General features: G+C 62.3%; 17 protein-coding genes. 9 read left to right on the forward strand and 8 right to left on the reverse strand.

Going from position 1 to position 22428, the window contains the following annotated elements; genetic code table 11:
* Positions 1 to 2 precede the first annotated feature (2 nt).
* Entirely contained in the window at positions 3 to 1058 is a 1056-nt protein-coding gene (locus tag PQQ52_RS05970) for a porin (RefSeq protein ID WP_408207844.1), read from the reverse strand.
* A gap of 201 nt (positions 1059 to 1259) precedes the next feature.
* Here PQQ52_RS05970 and PQQ52_RS05975 point away from each other — a divergent pair, with 201 nt between their 5' ends.
* The 8 genes from PQQ52_RS05975 to PQQ52_RS06010 all read left to right on the forward strand — a co-directional run bounded on the left by PQQ52_RS05975 (position 1260) and on the right by PQQ52_RS06010 (position 11051).
* Positions 1260 to 2168: a LysR family transcriptional regulator gene (locus tag PQQ52_RS05975; RefSeq protein WP_408207846.1), complete on the forward strand. Its 909-nt coding sequence runs from the start codon at positions 1260 to 1262 to the stop codon at positions 2166 to 2168.
* 150 nt (positions 2169 to 2318) lie between these two features.
* The gene (locus PQQ52_RS05980; protein WP_408207849.1) at positions 2319 to 3836 is read left to right on the forward strand and encodes an ATPase domain-containing protein; all 1518 of its coding nucleotides are present in this window, start codon (positions 2319 to 2321) and stop codon (positions 3834 to 3836) included.
* A 4-nt stretch (positions 3837 to 3840) separates the two neighbouring features.
* A complete protein-coding gene (locus PQQ52_RS05985) occupies positions 3841 to 5499 on the forward strand; it encodes an ATP-binding protein (protein WP_408208608.1) in 1659 nt (552 codons plus the stop codon).
* Positions 5500 to 5638: 139 nt separating this feature from the next.
* Entirely contained in the window at positions 5639 to 6097 is a 459-nt protein-coding gene (locus PQQ52_RS05990) for a MarR family winged helix-turn-helix transcriptional regulator (protein WP_408207852.1), read from the forward strand.
* Between the two features lie 6 nt (positions 6098 to 6103).
* Positions 6104 to 8206, forward strand: coding sequence for an FUSC family protein (locus PQQ52_RS05995; protein WP_408207854.1), 2103 nt, complete (start codon positions 6104 to 6106; stop codon positions 8204 to 8206).
* A 45-nt stretch (positions 8207 to 8251) separates the two neighbouring features.
* Positions 8252 to 8461 carry a DUF1656 domain-containing protein gene (locus tag PQQ52_RS06000; RefSeq protein WP_007176114.1) on the forward strand — a complete coding sequence of 70 codons (210 nt, stop codon included), beginning with the start codon at positions 8252 to 8254 and terminating at the stop codon, positions 8459 to 8461.
* On the forward strand, positions 8458 to 9489 hold the full coding sequence (locus PQQ52_RS06005) for an efflux RND transporter periplasmic adaptor subunit (RefSeq protein ID WP_408207857.1): 1032 nt from the start codon (positions 8458 to 8460) through the stop codon (positions 9487 to 9489). Before PQQ52_RS06000 ends, PQQ52_RS06005 begins: the two co-directional genes overlap by 4 nt.
* A complete protein-coding gene (locus tag PQQ52_RS06010; RefSeq protein ID WP_408207859.1) occupies positions 9486 to 11051 on the forward strand; it encodes an efflux transporter outer membrane subunit in 1566 nt (521 codons plus the stop codon). The genes PQQ52_RS06005 and PQQ52_RS06010 overlap by 4 nt, the downstream gene beginning before the upstream one ends.
* A 303-nt stretch (positions 11052 to 11354) precedes the next feature.
* On the opposite strand, the gene PQQ52_RS06015 is transcribed toward PQQ52_RS06010, so the two are convergent.
* From PQQ52_RS06015 to PQQ52_RS06025, 3 genes are all read right to left on the reverse strand, one after another.
* On the reverse strand, positions 11355 to 11816 hold the full coding sequence (locus tag PQQ52_RS06015; RefSeq protein WP_408207861.1) for a (2Fe-2S)-binding protein: 462 nt from the start codon (positions 11814 to 11816) through the stop codon (positions 11355 to 11357).
* Between the two features lie 25 nt (positions 11817 to 11841).
* On the reverse strand, positions 11842 to 14112 hold the full coding sequence (locus PQQ52_RS06020) for a xanthine dehydrogenase family protein molybdopterin-binding subunit (RefSeq protein WP_408207864.1): 2271 nt from the start codon (positions 14110 to 14112) through the stop codon (positions 11842 to 11844).
* A 397-nt stretch (positions 14113 to 14509) separates the two neighbouring features.
* Complete coding sequence (locus PQQ52_RS06025) at positions 14510 to 15397, reverse strand: LysR family transcriptional regulator (RefSeq protein ID WP_408207867.1); 888 nt, start codon at positions 15395 to 15397, stop codon at positions 14510 to 14512.
* Between the two features lie 100 nt (positions 15398 to 15497).
* Between PQQ52_RS06025 and PQQ52_RS06030 the strand changes: the two genes are divergently transcribed.
* Positions 15498 to 16919, forward strand: coding sequence for an aldehyde dehydrogenase family protein (locus PQQ52_RS06030; protein WP_408207870.1), 1422 nt, complete (start codon positions 15498 to 15500; stop codon positions 16917 to 16919).
* Between the two features lie 73 nt (positions 16920 to 16992).
* On the opposite strand, the gene PQQ52_RS06035 is transcribed toward PQQ52_RS06030, so the two are convergent.
* The 4 genes from PQQ52_RS06035 to xylA form a co-directional block, all read right to left on the reverse strand.
* On the reverse strand, positions 16993 to 18192 hold the full coding sequence (locus tag PQQ52_RS06035) for a sugar ABC transporter permease (RefSeq protein WP_408207873.1): 1200 nt from the start codon (positions 18190 to 18192) through the stop codon (positions 16993 to 16995).
* On the reverse strand, positions 18189 to 19757 hold the full coding sequence (gene xylG, locus PQQ52_RS06040; RefSeq protein ID WP_408207876.1) for a D-xylose ABC transporter ATP-binding protein: 1569 nt from the start codon (positions 19755 to 19757) through the stop codon (positions 18189 to 18191). The genes PQQ52_RS06035 and xylG overlap by 4 nt, the downstream gene beginning before the upstream one ends.
* Before the next feature lie 88 nt (positions 19758 to 19845).
* Positions 19846 to 20874, reverse strand: coding sequence for a D-xylose ABC transporter substrate-binding protein (gene xylF, locus PQQ52_RS06045; RefSeq protein WP_408207879.1), 1029 nt, complete (start codon positions 20872 to 20874; stop codon positions 19846 to 19848).
* A 175-nt stretch (positions 20875 to 21049) separates the two neighbouring features.
* Positions 21050 to 22372 carry a xylose isomerase gene (gene xylA, locus PQQ52_RS06050; protein WP_408207881.1) on the reverse strand — a complete coding sequence of 441 codons (1323 nt, stop codon included), beginning with the start codon at positions 22370 to 22372 and terminating at the stop codon, positions 21050 to 21052.
* Positions 22373 to 22428 lie beyond the last annotated feature (56 nt).

Here is a 22428-nt window from a genome sequence, read left to right on the forward strand (position 1 = left end):
ACTCAGAACCGGTGCCGGATGCCGAGCGTCACACCTGTCTGGTTCGGACCGAACGCGGTATCGCTCGTCAAGCCGACTGGCGTGTACTGGCCGTTGGCATAGCGCGTGGAAGCAGCATAGGCAACTGTTGCATACACATCGGTTCGCTTCGAGAGAATATAGTCCGCACCGAGCACGCCCATCAACGAGTTCGACACGTTATCCGCCTTGTTGCTCTGGTAATACGCGGCGGCGGTCACGCGAAAATACGGCAGGACAAGATAGCGGACCCCGCCGAACCACAACGCCGACGACACGGTCTTGCCCTTGGTCGGGTTGTACAGGTAGTGCTCGTAGCCACCCATGATGGTTACGTCGCCGATCTGCTCGCGCGCCGAGGCGCTCCAGTTACGCGACTTGGTCCACAAGCCGGTCGAATTGATGGCCCCGTTGCGATAGTCGTAGGCCACCGCCGCGGCAAAGCTGCCAGCATCGTAATCAAGCGCGCCGCCGTATGCCGCGCTGCTTTGAAACGAGTCGGCCGTGCCGCCGAAACTGTAATCCGCCGTGGCCGTCAATCCGCCGAAGCGGCCCACATACTTTACCGAGTTGTTCACCCGCGCCTTGAACGAAAAACCGTCCACGGAACCAGTGGTCGGCATCCATGTGTACTGCTGACCGAACACCATCGGATCGTATTTGATCAACGTGTCGTACATCGCCGTGTACTGCAAACCCGCCGACAACGCGCCGAATGCATCATTCGACACCCCGACCGCCGCGGTCCGATTGAATAGCACGCCGGCGGTTGCGTTGGTGCCGTCGTTGCCGTTGAAGCCCGCTTCGAGGATGAAAAACGCCTTGTTGCCGCCACCAAGGTCTTCCGTGCCACGAAAGCCGAAGCGCGAATTGCTCAGTCCACCGGAGTTTTCCCGGACCAGGGAGCCGCCGCTTGCGCCCGCATGGTTGAGGAATTCGATGTTCGTGTCGATCAAACCGTACAGCGTGACCGATGCCTGCGCATGCGCACCCGCGCTCCCCACCAGGGCCAATGCGGCCACCGCACATTGTTTTTTCACTGCCGTCTCCTGTCGATGTTGTTTTATGTCGCCATGCGCTCGAGCCTGCTTGCCGTGAGCAACGCGGGCCTCGGTCGATGCGATGGACGAGATCGTAGGATTGGGCGTGGTAAATGTAAAATACATGTTTCAGGCACTATCCATATTTATAGAATATGGCATTAACTAGAACGCTGAGAATAGTCAAGGAGACAGAACACGATGGAGCTTCGCCATTTGCGCTACTTCCTCGCCGTTGCCGAGGAAGGCCAATTCACGCGCGCGGCCGAGCGACTGGCGATGCAACAGCCGCCGCTCTCGCAGCAGATTCGAACGCTGGAAGAAGAGATCGGCTTCGAGCTGTTTGTACGCATGCCGCGCGGCGTCACCTTGACGCCCGCAGGGCAGGCCTTTGCAGAAGACGCGCAACGCTTGCTGCAGGACCTGCAGTTGTCGGTGGACAAGGCACACCGGATCGCGCGCGGCGAGCTCGGCACGATCTCGATCGGCCTGACCAGTTCTGCGGCGTTCCATCCCTTCACGACGGAGGCAATCCGGGCCTTTCGCGCAGTGTGTCCCGAGGTCGCCGTGGAACTTGCCGAGCTTAACGCTGCGGAGATTATCGAGCGTTTGGCCGCGGGACAGATTCAGGCCGCGTTTCTCCGCAAGCCCGTCGATGTGCGCGAAGGCGTGGCGTTCGAATTACTGCTCGACGAACCGATGGTGGTGGTGCTGCCGGTCGGACATCCGTTACTGAAGGGCGCGGGCAAGAAGCGACCGCAGGTTTCGTTGAAGGCGCTGGCGCAAGAAGATTTCATTCTGGTGCGCCGGCCGGGAGCGCCCGGCATGTATGCGGATATCCTGGCGGCCTGCAGACAGGCCGGGTTCGTCCCGCGGATTGCGCGCGAAGTGCCGCGCATGGTGTCGGGGATCAATCTGGTGGCCGCCGGGTTGGGCGTGACGCTCGTGCCGGCGTCGATGCAACGTTACGACCAGGTGGGGACCGTGTATTGCACATTGACGGATCCCTCGAAGTTGAGCGCTCCGCTGCATCTTGCTTACCCTGCCGGACTGCGCAATAGCGCAGCGACCCGCTTTATCGAACTGGTGAAGGAACGCGCTGGCGGTTGAATACGCCGGGATTCTGCGACAGTGCCACGCAGGCCCGGAAACCTGCAAAGGCCCGTTGGCATGGTGGACCCGACACTCGCAGGCATGCAAATTGCAGCGCATCCGGACCGGCTAACAAGTCAAAGCCATTATCGATGCAATCGCTACGCTATGCTCAAAACACCTGCTGCCGCTCCGCCGAGCCGTCTCTCCTCCGGAATCGAGGGTATCGACAACATTCTCGGAGGCGGCCTCACTCCCCACCGCATGTACCTTGTCGAAGGCGCGCCCGGCACAGGTAAAACGACCCTTGCGTTGCAATTCTTGCTCAAGGGCGCAGCAGAAGGCCAGGCGGGCCTGTACATTACGCTGTCCGAGACGCGCGCCGAGTTGATCTCGGTCGCGCAGAGCCACGGCTGGGACATCAGCCGGTTCACGATTCTCGAACTGCTGTCCGACGAAGGCCTCGACCCGCGGTACGAGCAGACCGTGCTGCATCCGGCCGAAGTCGAGCTTGGCGAGACCGTGCGCAATGTCATCGAGCAGGTCGACGAACTCAAGCCCGTGCGCATCGTGCTCGACAGCCTCTCCGAGTTGCGTCTGTTGTCGCAGAACCCGTTACGCTATCGCCGGCAGATTCTCGCGCTCAAGCGCTATTTCGCGACCCGCGAATGCACGGTGCTGCTACTCGACGACAATTCGTCAGACCCGGGCGACATCCAGTTGCACAGCATCGCCCACGGCGTGATCGCCCTCGACAACCTCGTACACGATTACGGCGGCAACCGGCGTCGCATGCGCGTCGCCAAGATGCGGGGCATCAAGTTCCGCGAGGGCTATCACGACTTCACGCTCGACACCGGCGGCATCCACGTCTATCCCCGCCTCGTGGCGGCCGAGCATCACACGGCCTTCGACACCGAGGTGCTCAGCACCGGGACGGCTGGCCTCGACGCGCTGCTCGGCGGCGGCCTGATCCCCGGCACCAATGCACTGATGATCGGCCCATCGGGCGTCGGCAAAACCACCACCGTGGTCTCGTGCCTGATTGCGGCGCTCGAACGTGGCGAGCCCTGCGTCTACTATGTATTCGACGAAACCCTCACGACACTGATGATTCGCTGCGCGACGCTCGGCATGCACCTGGCGCCACACGTCGAAAGCGGTTTGCTGACGCTGCGCCAGATCGACCCGGCAGAAATCTCGCCGGGCGAATTCGCGAGCGACGTGCGCAACTCGGTCGAAAACAACGGCGTGAAATACGTCGCTATCGACAGTCTGAATGCCTACCTCCAGGCCATGCCCGGCGAGCGCTATCTGCTGCTGCAGATGCATGAATTGCTCGGCTATCTGAATCAGCAAGGCATCATCACAATGCTGGTGCTCGGTCAGCACGGCATCATCGGCGAGGTGCGGAACGATCTCGACATCAGCTATTTGAGCGACGTGGTCGTGCTGTTCCGCTATTTCGAGCACCATGGCGAAGTGCTGACGGCGGTAACCGCCGTGAAGAGTCGCGCTAACGCACATGAGCGTTCGATCCGCCAGTTCCGGCTCAACCGCAACGGCGTGGAAGTCGGCGAAGCATTGCGCGACTTCGAAGGCGTGCTCTCCGGCCTGCCTGCCTATCGCGGCAGCACCGCCCTGCTCGGCGAGCAAGATCGTGTCATCGACACGTCCCGGCAGTAGCGCCATGGAGCAACGCGTCCTTATCCTGGCGCCGTTTGGCCGCGACGCCGATGTGATTGCCGAAGTCCTGCAGAAGGACGCCCGTACATCGGTTGCCTGCCGCGACGCCAATGCGCTCGCCGAAGCGCTGGACGCCGGCGCCGGCAGCGCGCTGATCGCCGAAGAAGCCCTCGCGAACGGCCACGCGTCGCGGCTGTTCGACTGGCTCGAGCAGCAGCCGGCATGGTCCGACTTCCCCTTCATCCTGCTCGCCGCCAATCGCGTTGGGCGCCGTTCGGCACGCAGCCTCGAAGTGCTCGAACGGCTCGGCAATGTCGTGGTACTCGAGCGCCCGCTGAACTCGGAAACGCTGCGGCGCGCGGTGGGCTCGGCACTGCGCGCCCGCTCGCGGCAGTACGAGTCGCGCCGCCATCTGGCCGAGTTGATGGAGGCAAAAGAGGCGCTGGTGCAACTCAACGATTCGCTGGAGAGCCGCATCGCCGGGCGCACGCACGAACTTGCGTCCGCCAACAACCGGCTGATGATGGAGATTCACGAGCGGGCCAAAGTACAGGCCGTGCTGGTGCAATCGCAAAAGATGGAAGCGCTCGGACAGCTCACCGGCGGCATCGCGCACGACTTCAACAATCTGCTGAACGTCATCATGGTCAACTCGGAGTTGATCGCGCGGGTGGGCAGCGACGATCGCATTCGCGCCATGGCCGCCACCGTCAAACGCGCAACCGAGCGAGGCGCGAAACTGACGGGCCAGTTGCTGACCTTCTCGCGCAACAGCAATCTGGATCTGAAAGCGGTGAACGTGGTGACCTTGCTGCAAGGCATGCGTGACATCATCACGGTGTCGCTCGGCTCCGGCATCCGTTACAGCACCGAATTCGATTATGAAGAATTGTGGACCCAGGCTGACGCCAATCAGCTCGAACTGGCCATCCTCAATCTGGCGATCAATGCGCGCGACGCGATGCCTGGTGGCGGCCAGCTCGCGATTCACGTGAACGAGCGCACGGCCCCCGATCAAACACTCGACGAGGGCCGCTATGTCGTGCTCGAGGTCGCCGACACCGGCTCAGGAATTCCTCCCGACGTAGTCTCACGGGTATTCGATCCGTTCTTCACGACCAAGCCGATCGGCAAGGGCACGGGCCTCGGCTTGAGTCAGGTCTACGGCATCGCGCGGCAAGCGGGCGGCACCGCGCGCCTGCTCAGCGAAGAGGGTGTGGGCACGACGGTGGAGATCTGGCTGCCATTGCGCGAGCGCGTGGCACTGCAGACCGAAACAGTATCCAACGCCGAAGAGAACGTGGTCGGCCTGAAGCGCGTGCTGGTGGTCGAAGACGACGGCGAAGTGCGGGCGATGCTGGTCGAGTGTTTGCGAATGCTCGGCTATACCGTGACCGAAGCCGCGGACGGTCAGGCCGGGCTGAACCGGCTGCAAGACGACAATCCCGACTTGCTGATGGTCGACTTCGCGATGCCGGGCATGAACGGCATTGACGTGATCGCCGCGGCGCGCAAGATGCGCGAGGACCTTCCGGTGATCCTCGCGACCGGTTATGCGGACGTGGATATTTCGGGCCTTGTCGTCAAGCGCTGCACGATCTTGCGCAAACCCTTCCAGCTCGACGACCTGGCGCGTACGGTGCGGCTCGGCCTCGCGGCCTGAGAAGAAACCACGGGGCGGGGCGCACAGTCTGAAGCTCGTCCCGGGCTTCGCCGGGCGCTCCTCACTCCGCCGTGTATTGCCACAAAAAATTCAAATTCAATAGTTTGCTAACGAATATTTAGGCAATACAATACCGGCCATGTCGAATCTCGATACCTTGCGCCGCACCGTCAGCAGCACGCTGGTCGTCGCCGCCAGAAAATGGCGGCGCACGAGCCACGGTGTGCTCGCGGCCTTTAACGTCTCCGAAGCGTGCGCCACGCCACTCCTCACCGCCAGCCGGCTCGGCGAAGCGGTGCGGCAGGTCACGCTGGCCGATCACATCGGTATTGAAGGGCCTTCGCTCGTGCGGCTGCTCGATCAATTGTGCGCGGCCGGCCTGATGCGCCGCGACGAAGATCCTGAAGACCGGCGCGCCAAGACCGTTGTGCTTACCGACGAAGGCCGCGCCGTTACCGCTAGAATGGAAGAAGAGCTCGTTACGCTGCGCGCGCAAGCTTTGAAAGGTATTTCACGCAGCGATCTCGAAGCGACCTTGCGGGTGCTGGCCGCTTTCACGGCCGAGGCGGCGCCACACAATGCCGGGGATTCCGAGTAACGGTTTATGGTCTATCCCTCCATCCGCGACTGGCTGTTCTCCGTCAAGACGTTTGCCGCGGCAATGATCGCGCTCTACATCGGTCTCTCGCTCGAGTTACCGCGGCCGTACTGGGCGATGGCCACCGTCTACATCGTATCGAATCCGTTTGTCGGCGCGACCCGCTCCAAGGCGCTTTATCGTGCGCTCGGCACCGCGCTCGGCGCGTCGGCCGCGGTGCTGCTGGTGCCGCCGTTTGTCGAATCGCCCTATCTGTTCAGCGTGGTCGTCGCGTTGTGGACCGGCACGCTGCTGTATCTGGCAGTGGCTGACCGTACCGCGCGCAGCTATGTCTTCATGCTGGCGGCCTACACCATGCCGATCATCGCCTTGCCTTCGGTGACGAATCCAGACGGTGTGTTCGATCTCGCGATCAGCCGCACCGAGGAGATCACACTCGGCATCGTGTGCGCGAGCATCGTCGGCAGTTCGCTGTTTCCTAGCCGGCTCGCGCCCACCATCATCGAGCGAACCGACGCGTGGTTTCGCGACGCCGCGTTCTATGCAACCGAAACGCTGTCCGGGCGCATTGCGGGCGCGGCGATCTCGGGGGCCCGCCAGCGGATCGCAGCCACGATCAACGGACTGGAACTGCTGCTGAGCCAGCTTGCCTACGACCATACCCGGCTGGACATCCTGGCACGTGCTCACGAGTTGCGCGGGCGCATGCAGTTGCTGCTGCCGATGATGTCAGCGCTGGCCGATCCGCTCGTCGCGCTCTACAACAGCGGCCGGCAGACATGGCCGGAGGGTCTCGAAGCCTTGCTCGACGACGTCATCAAGTGGTTCAATGCGCCGCTTCCGCCAGCGAGCGAGGGCTATCACCCCGACCTTGTCGCCGACACACTGCGCGCGCGCATCGCAGCCATGCAGCCGCCGCCGACCGCGCTGGCCAAATGGGACAGCGCGCTGCTTTCGAACGCGCTGTGGCGCATGAAACAGGTGATCGACGTCTGGCAGGACTGCCGCTCGCTGCGCATCATCATCACGCGCGAAGAAGGCTCATGGCGGCCACGCTTTCGCCATTGGCGGCTGGGCGGTACCGAGCGGTTCTTCGACCGCGGCATCATGCTGTTTTCGACGGTTTCCGCGGGCGCCGCGGTCATCATCGCGTGCAGTCTGTGGATCAGCTCAGGCTGGGCGGACGGCGCCAGTGCGGTGACGCTGGCGGCGGTCGCGTGCTGCTTCTTCGCCGCGCTCGACGAGCCCGCGCCCATGGTGTTCAAGTTCTTTCTCGCCACGGCGGTCAGCGTGGTGGCCGCCGGCATCTATCTGTTCGCGGTGCTGCCACACGTGCATGATTTCCCGATGCTGGTCATCCTGTTCGCCGCGCCGTTCATCCTGGTCGGCACGCTGATCCCGCGTCCGCAGTTCAACATGGTGACCGTGCTAGTGGCCGTCAATACCGCCACCTTCATCAGCATTCAGGACGCTTACTCGGCCGACTTCCTGATCTTCCTGAACAGCAATCTCGCCGGCCTCGCAGGCTTGCTCTATGCCTATCTGTGGACCCGCGTGACGCGCCCGTTCGGCGCTGAACTCGCGGCCTCCCGCCTGCTGCGCTCGAGCTGGTCCGACGTGGCGCTGACCGCGTCCACACGGACAATCGAAGACCCGCGCAATCTCGCCGCGCGCATGCTCGACCGCCTGATGCAGCTGATCCCCCGCCTTGCCGCTACCGACGACCATCGCCACCCGTCGATCGAAAGCTTCCGCGATTTACGCATCGCCTTCAACGCGCTCGATCTGCGCCGCCTGACACGCAAGCTCGGCGGCGAAGCGCCGGCTTCCATCGACCAGGTCCTCGACGACGTGCGCCAATACTTCGAAGCCTGCGTCGACCGGCGCGTACGTCAACCGGTGCCCGAGAGCCTGATGTCGTCCATCGACGCAGCCGTGGCACGCGTCACGGCACAAGGACTCGCCAATGCCGGCGCACCCAGCGCGACCTCGCAAGCTTCGGCACGCCGATTGCGCGAGGCGCTGCACGCGCTGGTCGGCTTGCGCCTTTCACTGTTTCCGGCCACGCTAGTCACACCCACACCGCCTGAACCGGAGGCCGCTGCCTGATGCGCCCATCCCGCAACCCAATCCTCCCCTTTGCCCGTTCCCGCGATGATCGGTGAAATCGATATCTTCGGCGTGTTCGTGCCGGCCGTGCTCGTGCTGATGTTGATCGCCTATCTGATCAACCTCGCCATTCGCACGGTGCTCGCACGCGTCGGCTTTTACCGCTTCGTCTGGCACCGTTCCATCTTCGATCTCGGCATCTATGTGCTGGTGCTGGGCCTTGTCGTCGTCGTTTCGCACAGACTAATAACGTGAAAAAAACCTGGTTCTCCGTCGGTCAAATTCTGCTGACCCTGATCGTCGTCGTGGTTGCGGCCTTCGTGCTGTGGAAACTGGTCGCTTATTACATGTTCGCGCCATGGACCCGCGACGGGCACGTGCGCGCCGACGTGATCCAGGTTGCGCCGGATATCTCGGGGCTGATTTCATCGGTCGAGGTGGTGGACAACCAGCAGGTCAAGCAAGGCCAGGTGCTGTTCGTGATAGATCAGGCCCGCTATGCGCTTGCATTACGCCAGGCGCAAGCCACCGCGCTGCAGCGGCGCGCCACCCTCGATCAGGCGCGCCGCGAAGACGCGCGTAACCGTCAGCTCGGCAACCTCGTCGCGGCGGAAGTCGCCGAAGAAAGTCGCTCGCGTGTCGAAACGGCGGAAGCCGCGCTCGCCGATGCGAACGTCGCAATCGATACCGCCAAACTGAATTTGCAACGCACCACGATCGTGAGCCCGGTCGACGGTTATCTGAACGACCGCGCGCCGCGTACCGGCGAATTCGTCTCGGCGGGCCGCGCGGTGGTGGCGGTGGTGGACATGCATTCATTCCGTGTCGACGGTTATTTCGAAGAAACCAAGATGCGGGGTATCGACATCGGCCAGGCGGTCGATATCCAGGTGATGGGCGAGCCGAACGTGCTGCGCGGGCATGTGCAAAGCATCGTCGCGGGGATTGAAGACCGCGACCGCACGCAAGGGTCGAATCTGCTGCCGAACGTGAACCCGGCGTTCAGCTGGGTGCGGCTCGCGCAACGGATTCCGGTGCGGGTCGCGCTCGACGAGGTCCCTGCCGACTTCCGCATGATCGCGGGACGCACCGCGACAGTATCGGTGCGTGATCTATCGCCGGGCGGCAAGAAGCATCCGGCTGCGGGCGCTTCGGGTGTTGTGGATGCGTCCACGGCTTCGACGGCGGCTACGGCTTCAGCTACGTCTGCTGTTCCGGCTGCCTCGGCTGCTTCTGCTACGCAAGCGGCATCCGCTGCCGTTATTTCGGGCGCCTCGCAATGAAGCTGTCGCGTGCCCTGCCCTTATTGCCGCTGCTACCGTTAGCCGTCGCGCTCAACGGCTGCATGAACGTCGGCCCCAATTACTCGCTGCCGAAGCAGGCGCTGGTCAATGCGCCGCTCGCCAATGCACCGATCGAAGGCGCCGATGCCAAACTGACTACGCGTCAGAACGTGCCTGCGGTCTGGTGGAAGCTCTATGACGATCCGGTGCTGAACAGCCTCGTCGACGAAGCGCTGCAATCGAATACCGACCTGCGCGTCGCAGCGGCTAACCTCGCGCGTTCACGCGAAGCACTGGGTGTCGCGCAGGCGCAGGGCGGCTTCTCCGGCAAGACGTCGGCGGTTATCGAGCGCGCGCAGGAATCGGCCGAGCAGTATCTGCTTACCGAGAAGCTGCCGGTCGTCAATGAAGGCGACATCGGCATCAGCATCTCGTACGAAATCGATCTGTTCGGCAAGCTGCGGCGCGGTGTCGAAGCGGCGTCAGCGGATACGGAATCCGTGCAGGCGGCCGGCGATCTCGCGCGAATCACCGTGGTCGCGGATGTGGTCCGATCTTATGTCGACCAATGCTCGGCCGCTGAGGAACTCAGGATCGCGCAGCAGTCACTGGCCTTGCAGAAGCAGCGGGTGGACGTGTCGCGCCGGTTGCGCGACGCGGGTCGAGGCAATCAGCCTGACGTGACGCGTGGCCAGACTCAGGTCGATACCCTGGCGGCGGATATTCCGCGCTACACGGCGCGCCGTCAGATCGCGCAATACCGGCTCGCGGCGCTACTGGCACGTGCACCGTCCGACTTGCCGCCAGCGGTACTCGCTTGCAGCAAGCTGCCGCAAATCCGTCAGCCGATTCCGGTCGGCGACGGCGCCGCGCTGCTCAAGCGCCGCCCGGACGTGCGCGAAGCCGAGCGTCAACTGGCGGCTTCGACGGCACGCATCGGCGTGGCAACGGGCGCGTTGTATCCGACTGTGAGCATCGGTGCATCGGCGGGTTTGACCGGGGTTCTGGAAGACCTCGGCACGTCGCCGACGGCGCGCTGGGGCTTCGGTCCGCTGATCAGCTGGACCTTCCCCACCAATGGCGCACGAGGCCGTGTCCGCGAGGCGGAAGCGTCGAGCAACGTCGCGCTGGCGAAGTTCGACGGCGTGGTGCTGACCGCGTTGCGCGAAACCGAAACCAGCCTCGCGACCTATGCCTCCGACTATGCCCGCGCCGACGCTCTGCGTGCCGCGTTAAAGTCGGCCATCGAGTCGGCGGATGAAACGCATCGGCTGTATCGCGCCGGACGCGAGTCGTTCATTTCGGATCTGGATGCAACGCGCACGCTGACTTCGACGAAGTCTCAAGTGGCGGCCGCGGAAGGTCAGGTGGCGATCGATCAGGTCAACCTGTTCCTCGCGCTTGGCGGAGGGTGGGAGACGGATGCGCAGATGGCGTCGAGGGCGAGGCCTGATGCAGCCACGTCCGCCGCTACACCGTCCACCTCTGCAGGGCATGCGGCGACACCGGCTCCTGACCTGCCTGTCAGGGCCATGCCAACAGCGGCGGCCAAGGCGCCTTAATTCCACCATAAACGGTTCCACAACCTCGGCTAGCACAGTCGCACCATGCCAGCGGGCCCCAGAGTTATTTTTGACAAGCTTTCTTTTACCTTTCAATTCAGGTTAAATACGAGCCTCAACCACACGTTACGGGGTCACGTATGTCGCATTTCATGCAAGGCGCAGCCACATTGGGCGGTTGTATCGGCGTTTTTACGGTGGTCGTCGCGGTCGTGGAGATGCTGGCGAACTGAGCCTCATTAGTTCGCGACTGGCTCGTGATTGGCGGAACTCAAGCGCCCTGCGCCTGCGGTCTGGTCGGCCTTAAGCGGGCCGCCGTTTCGCGGCCGCCTGGTGAATCGCGGCCCGCACCCTCGGATACGTGCCGCAACGGCACACGATGCCGGACATCGCCGCGTCGATGTCGGCATCGGTGGGATTGGGCTTCTGCTTGAGCAGCGCGCAAGCGGCCATCAACTGCGCGCTCTGGCAATAGCCGCACTGCACCACGTCGAGATCGATCCACGCCGCTTTTAGCGCTTGCGCTTCGGCACCCTGCACGCCTTCAATGGTCGTGATCTTCTGCGAGTGCAAGCTCGACATAGGCGTCTGGCAGGCAAGGCCCGCCTTACCGTCCAGATGGATCGTGCACGCGCCGCAAATGCCCACGCCGCAGCCGAACTTGGTGCCGGTCATGCCGAGGTCGCAGCGCAGCACCCAAAGAAGCGGCATGTCCGGTTCGGCTTCCACCGCCACCGCCCGGCCGTTGATGTTCAGCGATCCCATGCTTTTCTCCGTCAATCCATGCGTTTCACGCGAGCCTCAACGGCAACGCGCGTAAGCGCTGGCCAGTCAGCGCGAACACCGCGTTGGCCACCGCCGGCGCGACCGGTGGCACGCCCAGTTCACCGACGCCCTGCGGGTGCATCTGACTCGGCATGATGTCGGTTTCGATCACCGGACAATCGTTCATCCGCACGACGGGGAAATCGACGAAGTTCTTCTGCGTCACCTGCCCACCGTTGATGGTGATTTCGTCCTGCAAAGCTGTCGAAAGGCCAAAGACGATGCCGCTCTCCATCTGTTGACGAATCAGGTTTGGATTCACCGGCAGTCCACAGTCGATCACGCAGACCACGCGATGCACGCGAATCTGTTTATTCGCGCCGACGGATACCTCTGCCACCTGCGCGACGACACTGCCGAACGCTTCGTGCAGCGCAACGCCGCGTGCCCGCCTGGTGCCGTCGGCGGCATGCGTCAGTGGATGTCCCCAATCCGATAAGGCTGCAACGCGCCTCAACACCGCCAGATGGCGCGGATGCTGCGCAAGCAGTGACGCGCGAAACGCAATCGGATCCTGACCGGTGGCGACGGCGAGTTCGTCGGTAAAACCCTCGGTGAAAAACGCCTGATGCGAATGGCCAACCGATCGCCAGAATCCAACCGGCACCGGCAATTCAACGATCTTGTGCGCCACGCGTGCGGTGGGCCATTCGTAGGGCTGATCGAACGCGCCCTCGCACGTGGTCTTGTCGATGGGAATGCGCGGCGCGCCGTAATAACGCGCGAGGGCTTCCGGCACGATCGCCTGACTCGCGGACGTGGCATGCCACGCGACCAGCTTGCCGTCTTTGTCGAAACCGGCTTTCAGTCGCGACACGCACGCCGGACGATAGAAATCGTGAGTGAAATCCTGGGCGCGCGACCAGATTGTTTGCACCGGATGGCCGCCGCCCTCACGCGCAATCGCTGCGGCTTGCGCGATGAAATCAAGTTCGAGACGGCGCCCGAAAGCACCGCCGAGCAGTTGCGTTTGCACATCGACCTTGTCGGCGTCGATGTTCAGCACTTTCGCGACGTGCTGCCGCGCGAGGCCCGGCATTTGCGTCGAGACCCAAACGGTGGCCGCGCCGTCCGCGACCTGCACCGTGCAATTTACCGGTTCGACCGCGCCATGCGCGAGGTACGGCGCGCGGTACTCGGCGGTGACGGTTCGCGCCGCGCTGCTCAATGCGGCGTCGACGTCGCCGCGATGGTAGTAGGCGTGGCCGTCGCTGTCGTCCAATGCTTGCGCGAGGCGGGTGTCCACGTCCGTGCTCGACAACGTGGTGGCGGGACCGTCATTCCAGACCACGTTGATAGCGCTGACCGCATTCATCGCGCGAAATGCATTGTCCGCGATGACCGCGACACCGCCGCTACCACCAGCGTACGGCACCAACGCGAAGGCCTTGATGAAACCCGGCATCTTCGTCGCAGGCGAAGCGTCGAAATGCGCCACTGTGCCGCCCAGCGTGGGGCACATCACCACGCTCGCGTAGATGAGACCGTCGGGTAGCGCGTCAATGCCGAAGCGCGCCGTGCCGTTGATTTTCGATGCGGCTTCGATGCGTCGCACCGGCTTGCCGATCAGTTTGAAGTCCGCAGGATCTTTCAGCGCGACTTTGCGCGGCAGCGGTTGCTGCGCGGCCATCGTGGACAGTTCGCCGAAGCTCGCCTTGTGACCTGAAGCGTGCAGTACGTAGCCGCCTTCCGTACGGCATTCGCTGGGTCGCACCTTCCATTGCTCGGCTGCCGCGCCGATCAACATCGCGCGCGCCGAGGCGCCGGCTTCACGCATTGGCGTCCATAGATCGTTCATGCTCGATGAACCGCCCGTCATCATCGTGCCGGCCTCGCGCACCAGCTTGCGGGTCATCCAGACCGTGGCACGTTTGACCGTGCTGTCGTCGTCCGGACGAAACGGCAGATCGTCGACGATGTTCTGCACGCTGTTGTATATCTTGTCGATCGGCGAGTTTTCGACACGAACTTGCGACCAGTCGGCGTCGAGTTCTTCGGCCAGCAGCATCGCAAGGCCCGTGTGGATGCCCTGCCCCATTTCCGCTTTGCACATCATGATCGTGACGCTGTTGTCCGCGGCGATTTTGACCCAGCCGTTGAGTGCCACCTGATTGCCTTCAGCCGGCAGCGGCGTGGAGGGGGTCAAGCGCTGACCCGGCGGTAGCACCGACCAGCCGACCATTAGCGCACCGAGCGCGCCGGCGCCGCCTAGCAGGAAGGTTCTGCGCTTTAACATCGTATGGCTCGATCAGCTTGCACGGTGGCGGGGACGCTGTGAAAGCGCGGGCTGGCGCGGGAGTTTGTTTCGTCGGAACAGTAGTAAGACGGGAGAGTGGGTGGGGGACTGAAAGCTAAAGAGTTTCAGCCGAGCTACACAGTGCTGGCAGATGCCCTTCGAGGAAAGGGCGCATGCAAGCCGTGTGTCAGTTCATTAAATGTTATTCGTCGCGTGGTGGCACGCTGCAGCGCAACTGGCTTGAACGGCGGAAAAATGCGAGAGTTGGCGGATTTTTACTAACTGCGCGAGTCGCTGATTACTTCACGAGCATCGGGACTTTAGAGCTTGAACGCGGTCTTGTCCGTCAAGGCCGCACGGTTGCCACGATGTGCCTGGGTGCTGACCGCACCTGAACTCACCCGTTCTCCCGAATCATCTCAATCAACGCCCGCAGCCCCGCCGGCACATGACGTCGCCCCGGATAGTAAAGACATAACCCGTCGAACGCCGGCGTCCAGTCTTCCAGCACACGCTGCAGCGTGCCCGCTTCCAGATCTGCCGCCACGTTCCACTCAGTCATATACGCCAGTCCGAAGCCCTCGCGGGCCGCCTCCATGATGAGCAACGGCTCATCGAGCGTCAGCATGCCCTGCACATCCACGCTGGTTGCCTCGCCGCGTCGCGCGAACTCCCAGTGATAAATACGCCCGCTCGGCATGCGCATCCGGATACAACGGTGTGCACGCAGATCGTCCGGCGTGCGCGGTTTCGGATGTTCGGCGAAATAGGCCGGACTCCCAACGACTGCAAAACGCTGCGGCTGGTTGAACGGCACAGCGATCATGTCCTGCGGCACGGTCTCAGCCAAACGAATGCCTGCGTCGAAGCCCTCAACCACAATGTCGATCACGCGCCCCTCGGTGACGAGATCCAGCTTCATCTCCGGATACCGCCGCAGGTATTCCAGCAGCAAAGGCATCGCTTGCCGCGCCGCGCCCGCCGATGTGTTGATCCGCAGCGTGCCGGCAGGTGTGTCGCGATAGCTGCCGGCCTGCTCGATGGCCACACGAATGGTCGACAACGCTGGCGCCACGCTGTCGACGAATTGCGCCCCCGCTTCGGACAACGACACGCTACGTGTCGTTCGATTGAAAAGCCGCACGCCAATGCGCGCCTCCAACGCTGCAATCGCATGGCTGAGCGCCGACGTCGACACGCCAAGCTCCGTCGCCGCAGCGCGGAAGCTGCGATGGCGCGCCACCGCAAGCACGCCTTCCAGTTCGCTCAAACCGGGCGTCTTCATTATCCCATCCTGCTCAACGAATCATCCTTGATTATATGGCTAGTCGACTTAATCCATTGAGCCTATCTTTGAGGCAACAACTTCACAGGTAGGAGCTTTCATGCAGCACATCGACAAGGTTTATATCGACGGCGCGTTCGTCACGCCGCACGGCGAGGAGTGGTTCGATCTTCACAACCCGGCTAAGGAAACGGTGATCGGCAAGGTGCGTCTGGCCGACGCGGAAGACGCTCGCCACGCGATCGCGGCCGCCAAACGCGCCTTCCCGGCGTTTTCCCGCACCAGCAAGGAAGAGCGGATCGCGCTGCTCAATCGTATGCACGCCGCGGTTCAAGCAAGAGAAGACGACCTCTTCGAAGCGATCGTCGAGGAATACGGTGCGCCGACGTCACGCGCGCGCTGGATGGCGAAATACCCAGCGGATGTGCTGGCGGAAGTCGTCAAGGTTTTGCGGAGCTACGAGTTCACGCGACGCGCCGGCACCGCCGACGTCGTCATGCAGCCGCTCGGCGTCGCCGGACTGATTACACCGTGGAACAGCAATGGTGGCTTCATCTGCGGGAAGCTGGCGGCGGCAATCGCAGCGGGCTGCACGGCCGTCATCAAACCGAGCGAGATGAGTGCGATCCAGACACTCATCGTCACCGAGGCGTTGCACGAGGCTGGCCTGCCTGCAGGCGTGTTCAATATCGTCACAGGCCGGGGCGACACGGTGGGGGCGGAAATCAGCGCGCATCCGGACGTGGCGAAGATTTCCTTCACCGGATCGACGGCTGTCGGCAAGACGATTCTGCGCACCGGCGCGGAGACATTGAAACGCGTCACGTTAGAGTTGGGTGGCAAGTCGCCGGTAGTCATACTCGACGACGCCGATTTCGCGGAAGCGGTGCCCTTGGCGCTCCAGGCAGGGTTCATGAACAGCGGTCAGGCGTGTATCGCCGGTACGCGGATTCTTGTGCCGCAAAGCCGCCTGGCGGAGTTCGAGGAACGCGTGATTTCTGAAGTCGCTCGCACGCAAGCGGGTGATCCGCGTGATCCCGCTACGCAGATCGGCCCGATGGTCAGTCATAAGCAGTGGGAGCGCGTGCAGCGCTACATCGGCATCGGTATCGGCGAAGGCGCGCGATTGATCGCAGGCGGCGCAGGCCGACCGGAAGGACTGGAGCGCGGCTGGTTCGTTCGGCCCACCGTATTTAGCGGCGTCAGCAACGACATGACGATTGCCCGCGAGGAAATTTTTGGACCGGTGCTGTCGATCATTCCGTATCGCGATACTGAGGAAGCGATCGCGATCGCCAATGACACGAGCTACGGGCTGCAAGCCTACGTACTCTCAGCCGATGCGGTGCAGGCTCGCGCAGTCGCCGGTCGCATCGACGCAGGGCGTGTACTGATCAACACGTTGGCACACGAACCGGCCGCACCGTTCGGCGGCTTCAAGCAATCGGGTATCGGGCGGGAATATGGGACGTTCGGGCTGGAAGCGTTCATGGAGCCGAAGTCGATTCTCGGCGTGAACTGACAACGGGTCTTCGAGAGCGTTTGATTGCTCAGCAGGCGGGCGTCAGCATTTGCATGCCGCACCGCCTGCTGTTTCACCGCCGGTTCGACCCCGACACGACATCGATCCACACAGCCAGCACAAGAATGCTGCCCTTCACGATCATTTGCCAATACGCGTCGACGTCGAGCATCGACATGCCATTATCGAGACTCGCCATCACCAGTGCGCCGATTAGCGCACCATAGACGGTACCTGAACCACCGCGCATCGATGTCCCGCCGATAAAGCACGCAGCAATCGCGTCGAGTTCACCCATCGATCCCGCCGACGGCGAGCCGGCTGCGAGCCTCGCTGTATTGACGATCCCGGCGAACGCGCACATCAGTCCCATCAGCGCGAAGATAGCCAGTTTCACGCGGTTGGTATTCACACCGGAGAGCCGCGTCGCTTCCAGGTTAGAACCTACTGCATAGATGCGCCGCCCAAAAACGGTCTGTGTCGCGATCCACGTGAAAATGCCTAGCAGTGCGAGCAGCAGCAGAACCGGTACCGGAATCCCGCCATAGCGGTCGAGCGTGGCGACAAACGCGGCCAGAATCGCGCCCGCTCCGACCACCTTCACGACGTCCTGCCAGATCGGCACCACCCTCAGCTTATAACGCTCGCGGTTGCTTCGTTGTCGCACCGTCAGAAAGGCCAGTACGACAAACAGGACCACGGCAAGCGTATCGCCCGCGAAGCGCGGCAGATACCCCTGGCCCACGAACACGAAACCGTCCGAGACCGGCGCAATCGTCGAACCGCCGGTGACACCGAGCAGAATGCCGCGATACGCAAGCATGCCGCCCAGACCGACAATGAACGAAGGCACACGCCGGTACGTCGACCACCATCCGTTGAACATGCCAACGAGTACGCCGAGCAACATCACCACGGGCACGGTGACACCGATCGGCCAGTGCCGGTTCACGTCGAGAATCGCCGCCACGCCGCCGAGCAAACCCAGCAACGAGCCGACTGACAAATCGATTTCACCGGCGATGATGACAAACACCATGCCGCACGCGAGCATGCCGGTAATCGACATCTGCCGCAGCAGGTTCGACAGATTGCGCGGCGTCACAAACGCGCCGTGCGTCAGAAAGGAAAAGAAAATCCAGATCACGGCCACGGCGATCAGCAACGCGAGAATCTTGTAGCGCGCGAACAACTGCTGAATTCGCTGCGGGCCACCGAATGCGCCTCGTGGCACGGCGCCGTCGGCGGATCGGGAAGTGACGTCGGGAGTCATGCGGCACTCGCTGCGGTTGGTGCGGTCGGGTTGAGGGATCGCTGCACGGGACGGATTGCAGCGCTGAGAATGTCCTCTTGTGTGAGGCCGTCGTTGACGAAATCGCCGCGCAGTTCACCTTCGCCGATGACCAGCACGCGATCGCTGATGCCGAGTACCTCGGGCAATTCGGACGACACCATCACGATCGACATACCGCGCTGTGCCAGTTGAAAAATCAGTTTGTAGATTTCGAATTTCGCGCCGACGTCCACCCCTCGAGTCGGCTCGTCGAGGATCAGCACCTTGGGATCGGTCAGCAGCATGCGCGTCAGCACGGCCTTCTGCTGATTGCCACCCGAGAGGCTCGCAATCGAGAGCATCGGATGCGCAGCGCGCACTGAAAGCCGCTTCATCTCCGTATGAATGGCGTCGAGTTCTGCGGCAGAATCGATCCGGCCACCTTTCGCGAAGCGTTGCAACACGGCCAGCGTGATGTTGTGACCGACGCTCAGGCCCGGCACGATGCCGTGGCGCTTGCGGTCTTCCGGCACCATGCCAATGCCGGCGCGAATCGCATCGACAGGCGCGCGGATTTTCAGCGGCTTGCCTTCCATCAGCACGGTTGCCTCGCTCACCCCGGGATACGCCCCGAAAATCGCCTGCATCAGCTCGGTGCGCCCAGCGCCGACCAAACCGGCAACACCGAGAATCTCACCGCGTCGCAATGCGAACGACACATCGTTCACCCGCTTGCGGCGCGGATTGGTGACATCGAAACAGGTCACGTGACGCGCTTCGAAGATCACTTCGCCGATCGGATGTGGTTCACGCGGAAACAGGTTCTTGATCTCGCGGCCCACCATCAAGGAGATGATGCGGTCGGTCGTCAGCGCGCGCATGGGCTCGGTCGCCACATGACGACCGTCGCGAATCACGCTAATCGTGTCGCACACGGCGGCTACTTCGTCGAGCTTGTGCGAGATGTACACGCAGGCAACACCCCGCCGCTTCAGATCGCGCACGATGTCCAGCAGGATGTGTATCTCTGTTGCGGTCAGCGACGACGACGGTTCATCGAGGATCAACAGTTTCGCGCGCTTATTCAGCGCCTTCGCGATCTCGATCAGCTGCTGGTGACCGCCGCCGTAGTTCATCACCGGTTGCGCCGAGTTGATGCCGCTTATGCCGAGTTCGCGCAGCAGTTCATCGGCGCGTTGGTACATGGCGGCGTAGTTCATCCGGCCGCCGGGCAGTGTGATTTCGTTGCCGAGAAAGATATTCTCCGCGACCGAAAGCTCCGGCACCAGCATCAACTCCTGGTGGATGATGATGATGCCCGCGCGCTCCGTGTCCCTTATGCTCGCAGCCTTCATCGGTTCGCCTTCCCAGCTGATTTCGCCGTCCCATGTACCGTAGGGATAGACGCCGGACAGCACTTTCATCAGCGTCGATTTGCCCGCGCCGTTCTCGCCGCACAAGCCCACGCACTCGCCTGGCGCCACCGTCAGGTCGATGCCGTCGAGCGCCTTCACGCCGGAAAACGCTTTGACGATGCCGCGCATCGTCAGCAATGGTTGCGTCATTCGCTATGCCTCGCTGCAAGGTGCGAAGTGAAGCCGATGTGCCTGATGCATATCAGGCACATCGGCATTTACCGCGCACACGTTACGCTCATTGGCTCGCGAGCTGGGCCTGGGTATAGAAACCGTCCTTGACGACCACGTCGACATTGCTCTTGGTGAGCAGCGTGGGTTGCAGGAGCACCGTGTCGACCTTCTTCTTGCCGTTGTCGTACTGCGCATTAAAGGCCGGCTTCTCGCCCTTCGCTAGCGCAACAGAAAGTTTCGCCGCTTCGCCTGCGATCAGTTTCAGCGGTTTGTACACGGTCATGGTCTGCGTGCCGGCGATCACGCGTTTCACTGCGGCCAGATCGGCGTCCTGTCCCGACACCGGCACCTTGCCCGCCATGTGCTGTGCGGCAAGCGCCTGAATCGCGCCGCCCGCGGTGCCATCGTTCGAGGCGACGATCGCGTCGATCTTGTTGTTGTTCGCCGTGAGCGCATCTTCAACGATACGCAGCGCCGTCGATGCGCTCCACTCCGGTACCCACTGCTGACCGACGACCTTGATATCGCCCTTGTCCATTGCGGGCTTCAACACTTTTAGCTGGCCTTCACGCAGCATCTTCGCGTTGTTGTCGGTCGGCGCGCCACCGAGCAGGAAATAGTTACCCTTCGGCTGAGCGTTGTAGACACCTTGCGCTTGCAGTTCCCCGACCTTCTCGTTGTCGAACGAGATATAGGCATCGACATCGGCGTCGAGAATCAGCCGGTCATACGAGACGACCTTGATGCCCGCTTTCTTGGCTTCGGCGACCACATTGCCGAGTGTCTTCGAATTGAACGGTACGATCACGATCACGTCCACGCCGCGCGAGATCAGGTTTTCGATTTGTGCAATCTGTCGCTCTTCGCTCGCGTCGGCGGATTGCACCGATACTTTGGCGCCGAGCTTTTCTGCTGCTGCGACGAAATAGTCACGATCGCGCGACCAGCGTTCCACACGCAGATCGTCAATACAGAACCCGATTTCCGGGTGGTCCTTGCTTGCGTGCGCGAGCGGCGCCGCAAGCGACAGGCTGGCGAGTACCGCTCCACACACGAACGAACTCAGCACAGTACGACGCGTTGAAAATTTCATGTCTCACTCCTTGTTCTGATAGCCGGAATACCGGTTTGGACGGTCTGTGCTGCGAGCCACAGATCCGGACAAGCGACGACCCAAAGCTTTTTCTGATTCGCGCGGTCAGCGTGGCCGCGGGATTTTTTATGGTTTGCTGCCCGCCTTTCCGCAGGCTTTACTTCGCGGTGCTCCTTTAGCGCCCGCTATAAATCGCCTGATTCACGACGTTTTCCAGTTGCTCCTGCCGGCCGCTCGTGTGCTGCGGATTCAGGCTGCGCGCCATTGCGTCCGTGGCCAGCGTCGAAAGCGAATAGTCGCCTGCCAGAATCTTGCGGCCGAACTCCGACTCCCAGCCCGCGTAGCGCTGACGTTTGAACTGTTCGAGCCGGTCATTCTCGATCAGCGTGGCGGCACGTTCGACGGCGAGCGCCAGATTGTCGATTGCACCGATGTGGCCAAAGAACAGATCTTCCGCGTCGACGCTCTGCCGCCGTACTTTTGCGTCGAAGTTCATACCGCCGGTGGTGAAGCCGCCATGCTTGAGAATTTCGTAGAAGGCCAGCGTCAGTTCTTCGACGCTGTTCGGGAACTGATCCGTATCCCAGCCGTTTTGCTGATCGCCGCGATTCGCGTCGACGCTGCCGAAAATACCCAACGCGTAGGCCGTAGCGATCTCGTGATGAAACGAATGGCCGGCAAGCGTTGCGTGATTGGCCTCGATATTGACGCGAATCTCCTTCTCCAGCCCGTGCTGCAGCAGGAAACCGTGGACGGTCGCCACGTCGTAGTCGTACTGATGCTTGGTCGGCTCCTGTGGCTTCGGTTCGATCAGTAATGCGCCTTTGAAGCCGGACTTGTGCTTGTGTTCGACGACCATATGCAGGAAACGCGCGAGCTGGCCGCGTTCACGAACGAGATCGGTATTGAGCAACGTGTCATAGCCCTCGCGGCCGCCCCACAGCACGTAGTTGTCGCCGCCGAGCCGTTGTGTCGCATCGAGTGCATGACGAACCTGCGTGGCAGCAAAGGCGAAAATCTCCGGATCGGGACTGGTCGCCGCGCCGCCCGCATAACGCGGATGCGAGAATAGATTGGTGGTGCCCCACAGCAATTTGACACCCGTGTCGTCCTGCTTGCGCGCCAGATAGTCGACGATGCGCGTGAAGTTCTCGCTGTATTCCCTCAGGCTGTCGCCTTCCGGCGCGACGTCGGTATCATGGAACGTGTAGTACGGGGTGCCGAGCTTCGAGAAGAACTCGAACGCCGCATCCGCCTTTTGCTGCGCCCGCTCCATCGCATTGCCGGCTTGCTGCCATGGGCGCCTGAACGTACCTTGACCGAAAATATCCACGCCCGGCCACACGAACGTATGCCAGTAGCACACCGCGATGCGCAGATGTTCTTCGAGTGTCTTGCCGAGCACGCGTTTGCTCTTGTCGTAATGGCGATACGCAAGCGGGTTATCCGATTGCGGGCCTTCGTAACGTATCTCGGGAATGTGTTCGAAGTAGGACATCAGCGTCTCCTTTTTATGCTGCACTGCAACCCGTGCGACATCGCCGCGCCGGTCGA

The organism is Paraburkholderia sediminicola, assembly GCF_046030555.1.
Taxonomy (GTDB): domain Bacteria; phylum Pseudomonadota; class Gammaproteobacteria; order Burkholderiales; family Burkholderiaceae; genus Paraburkholderia; species Paraburkholderia sediminicola_E.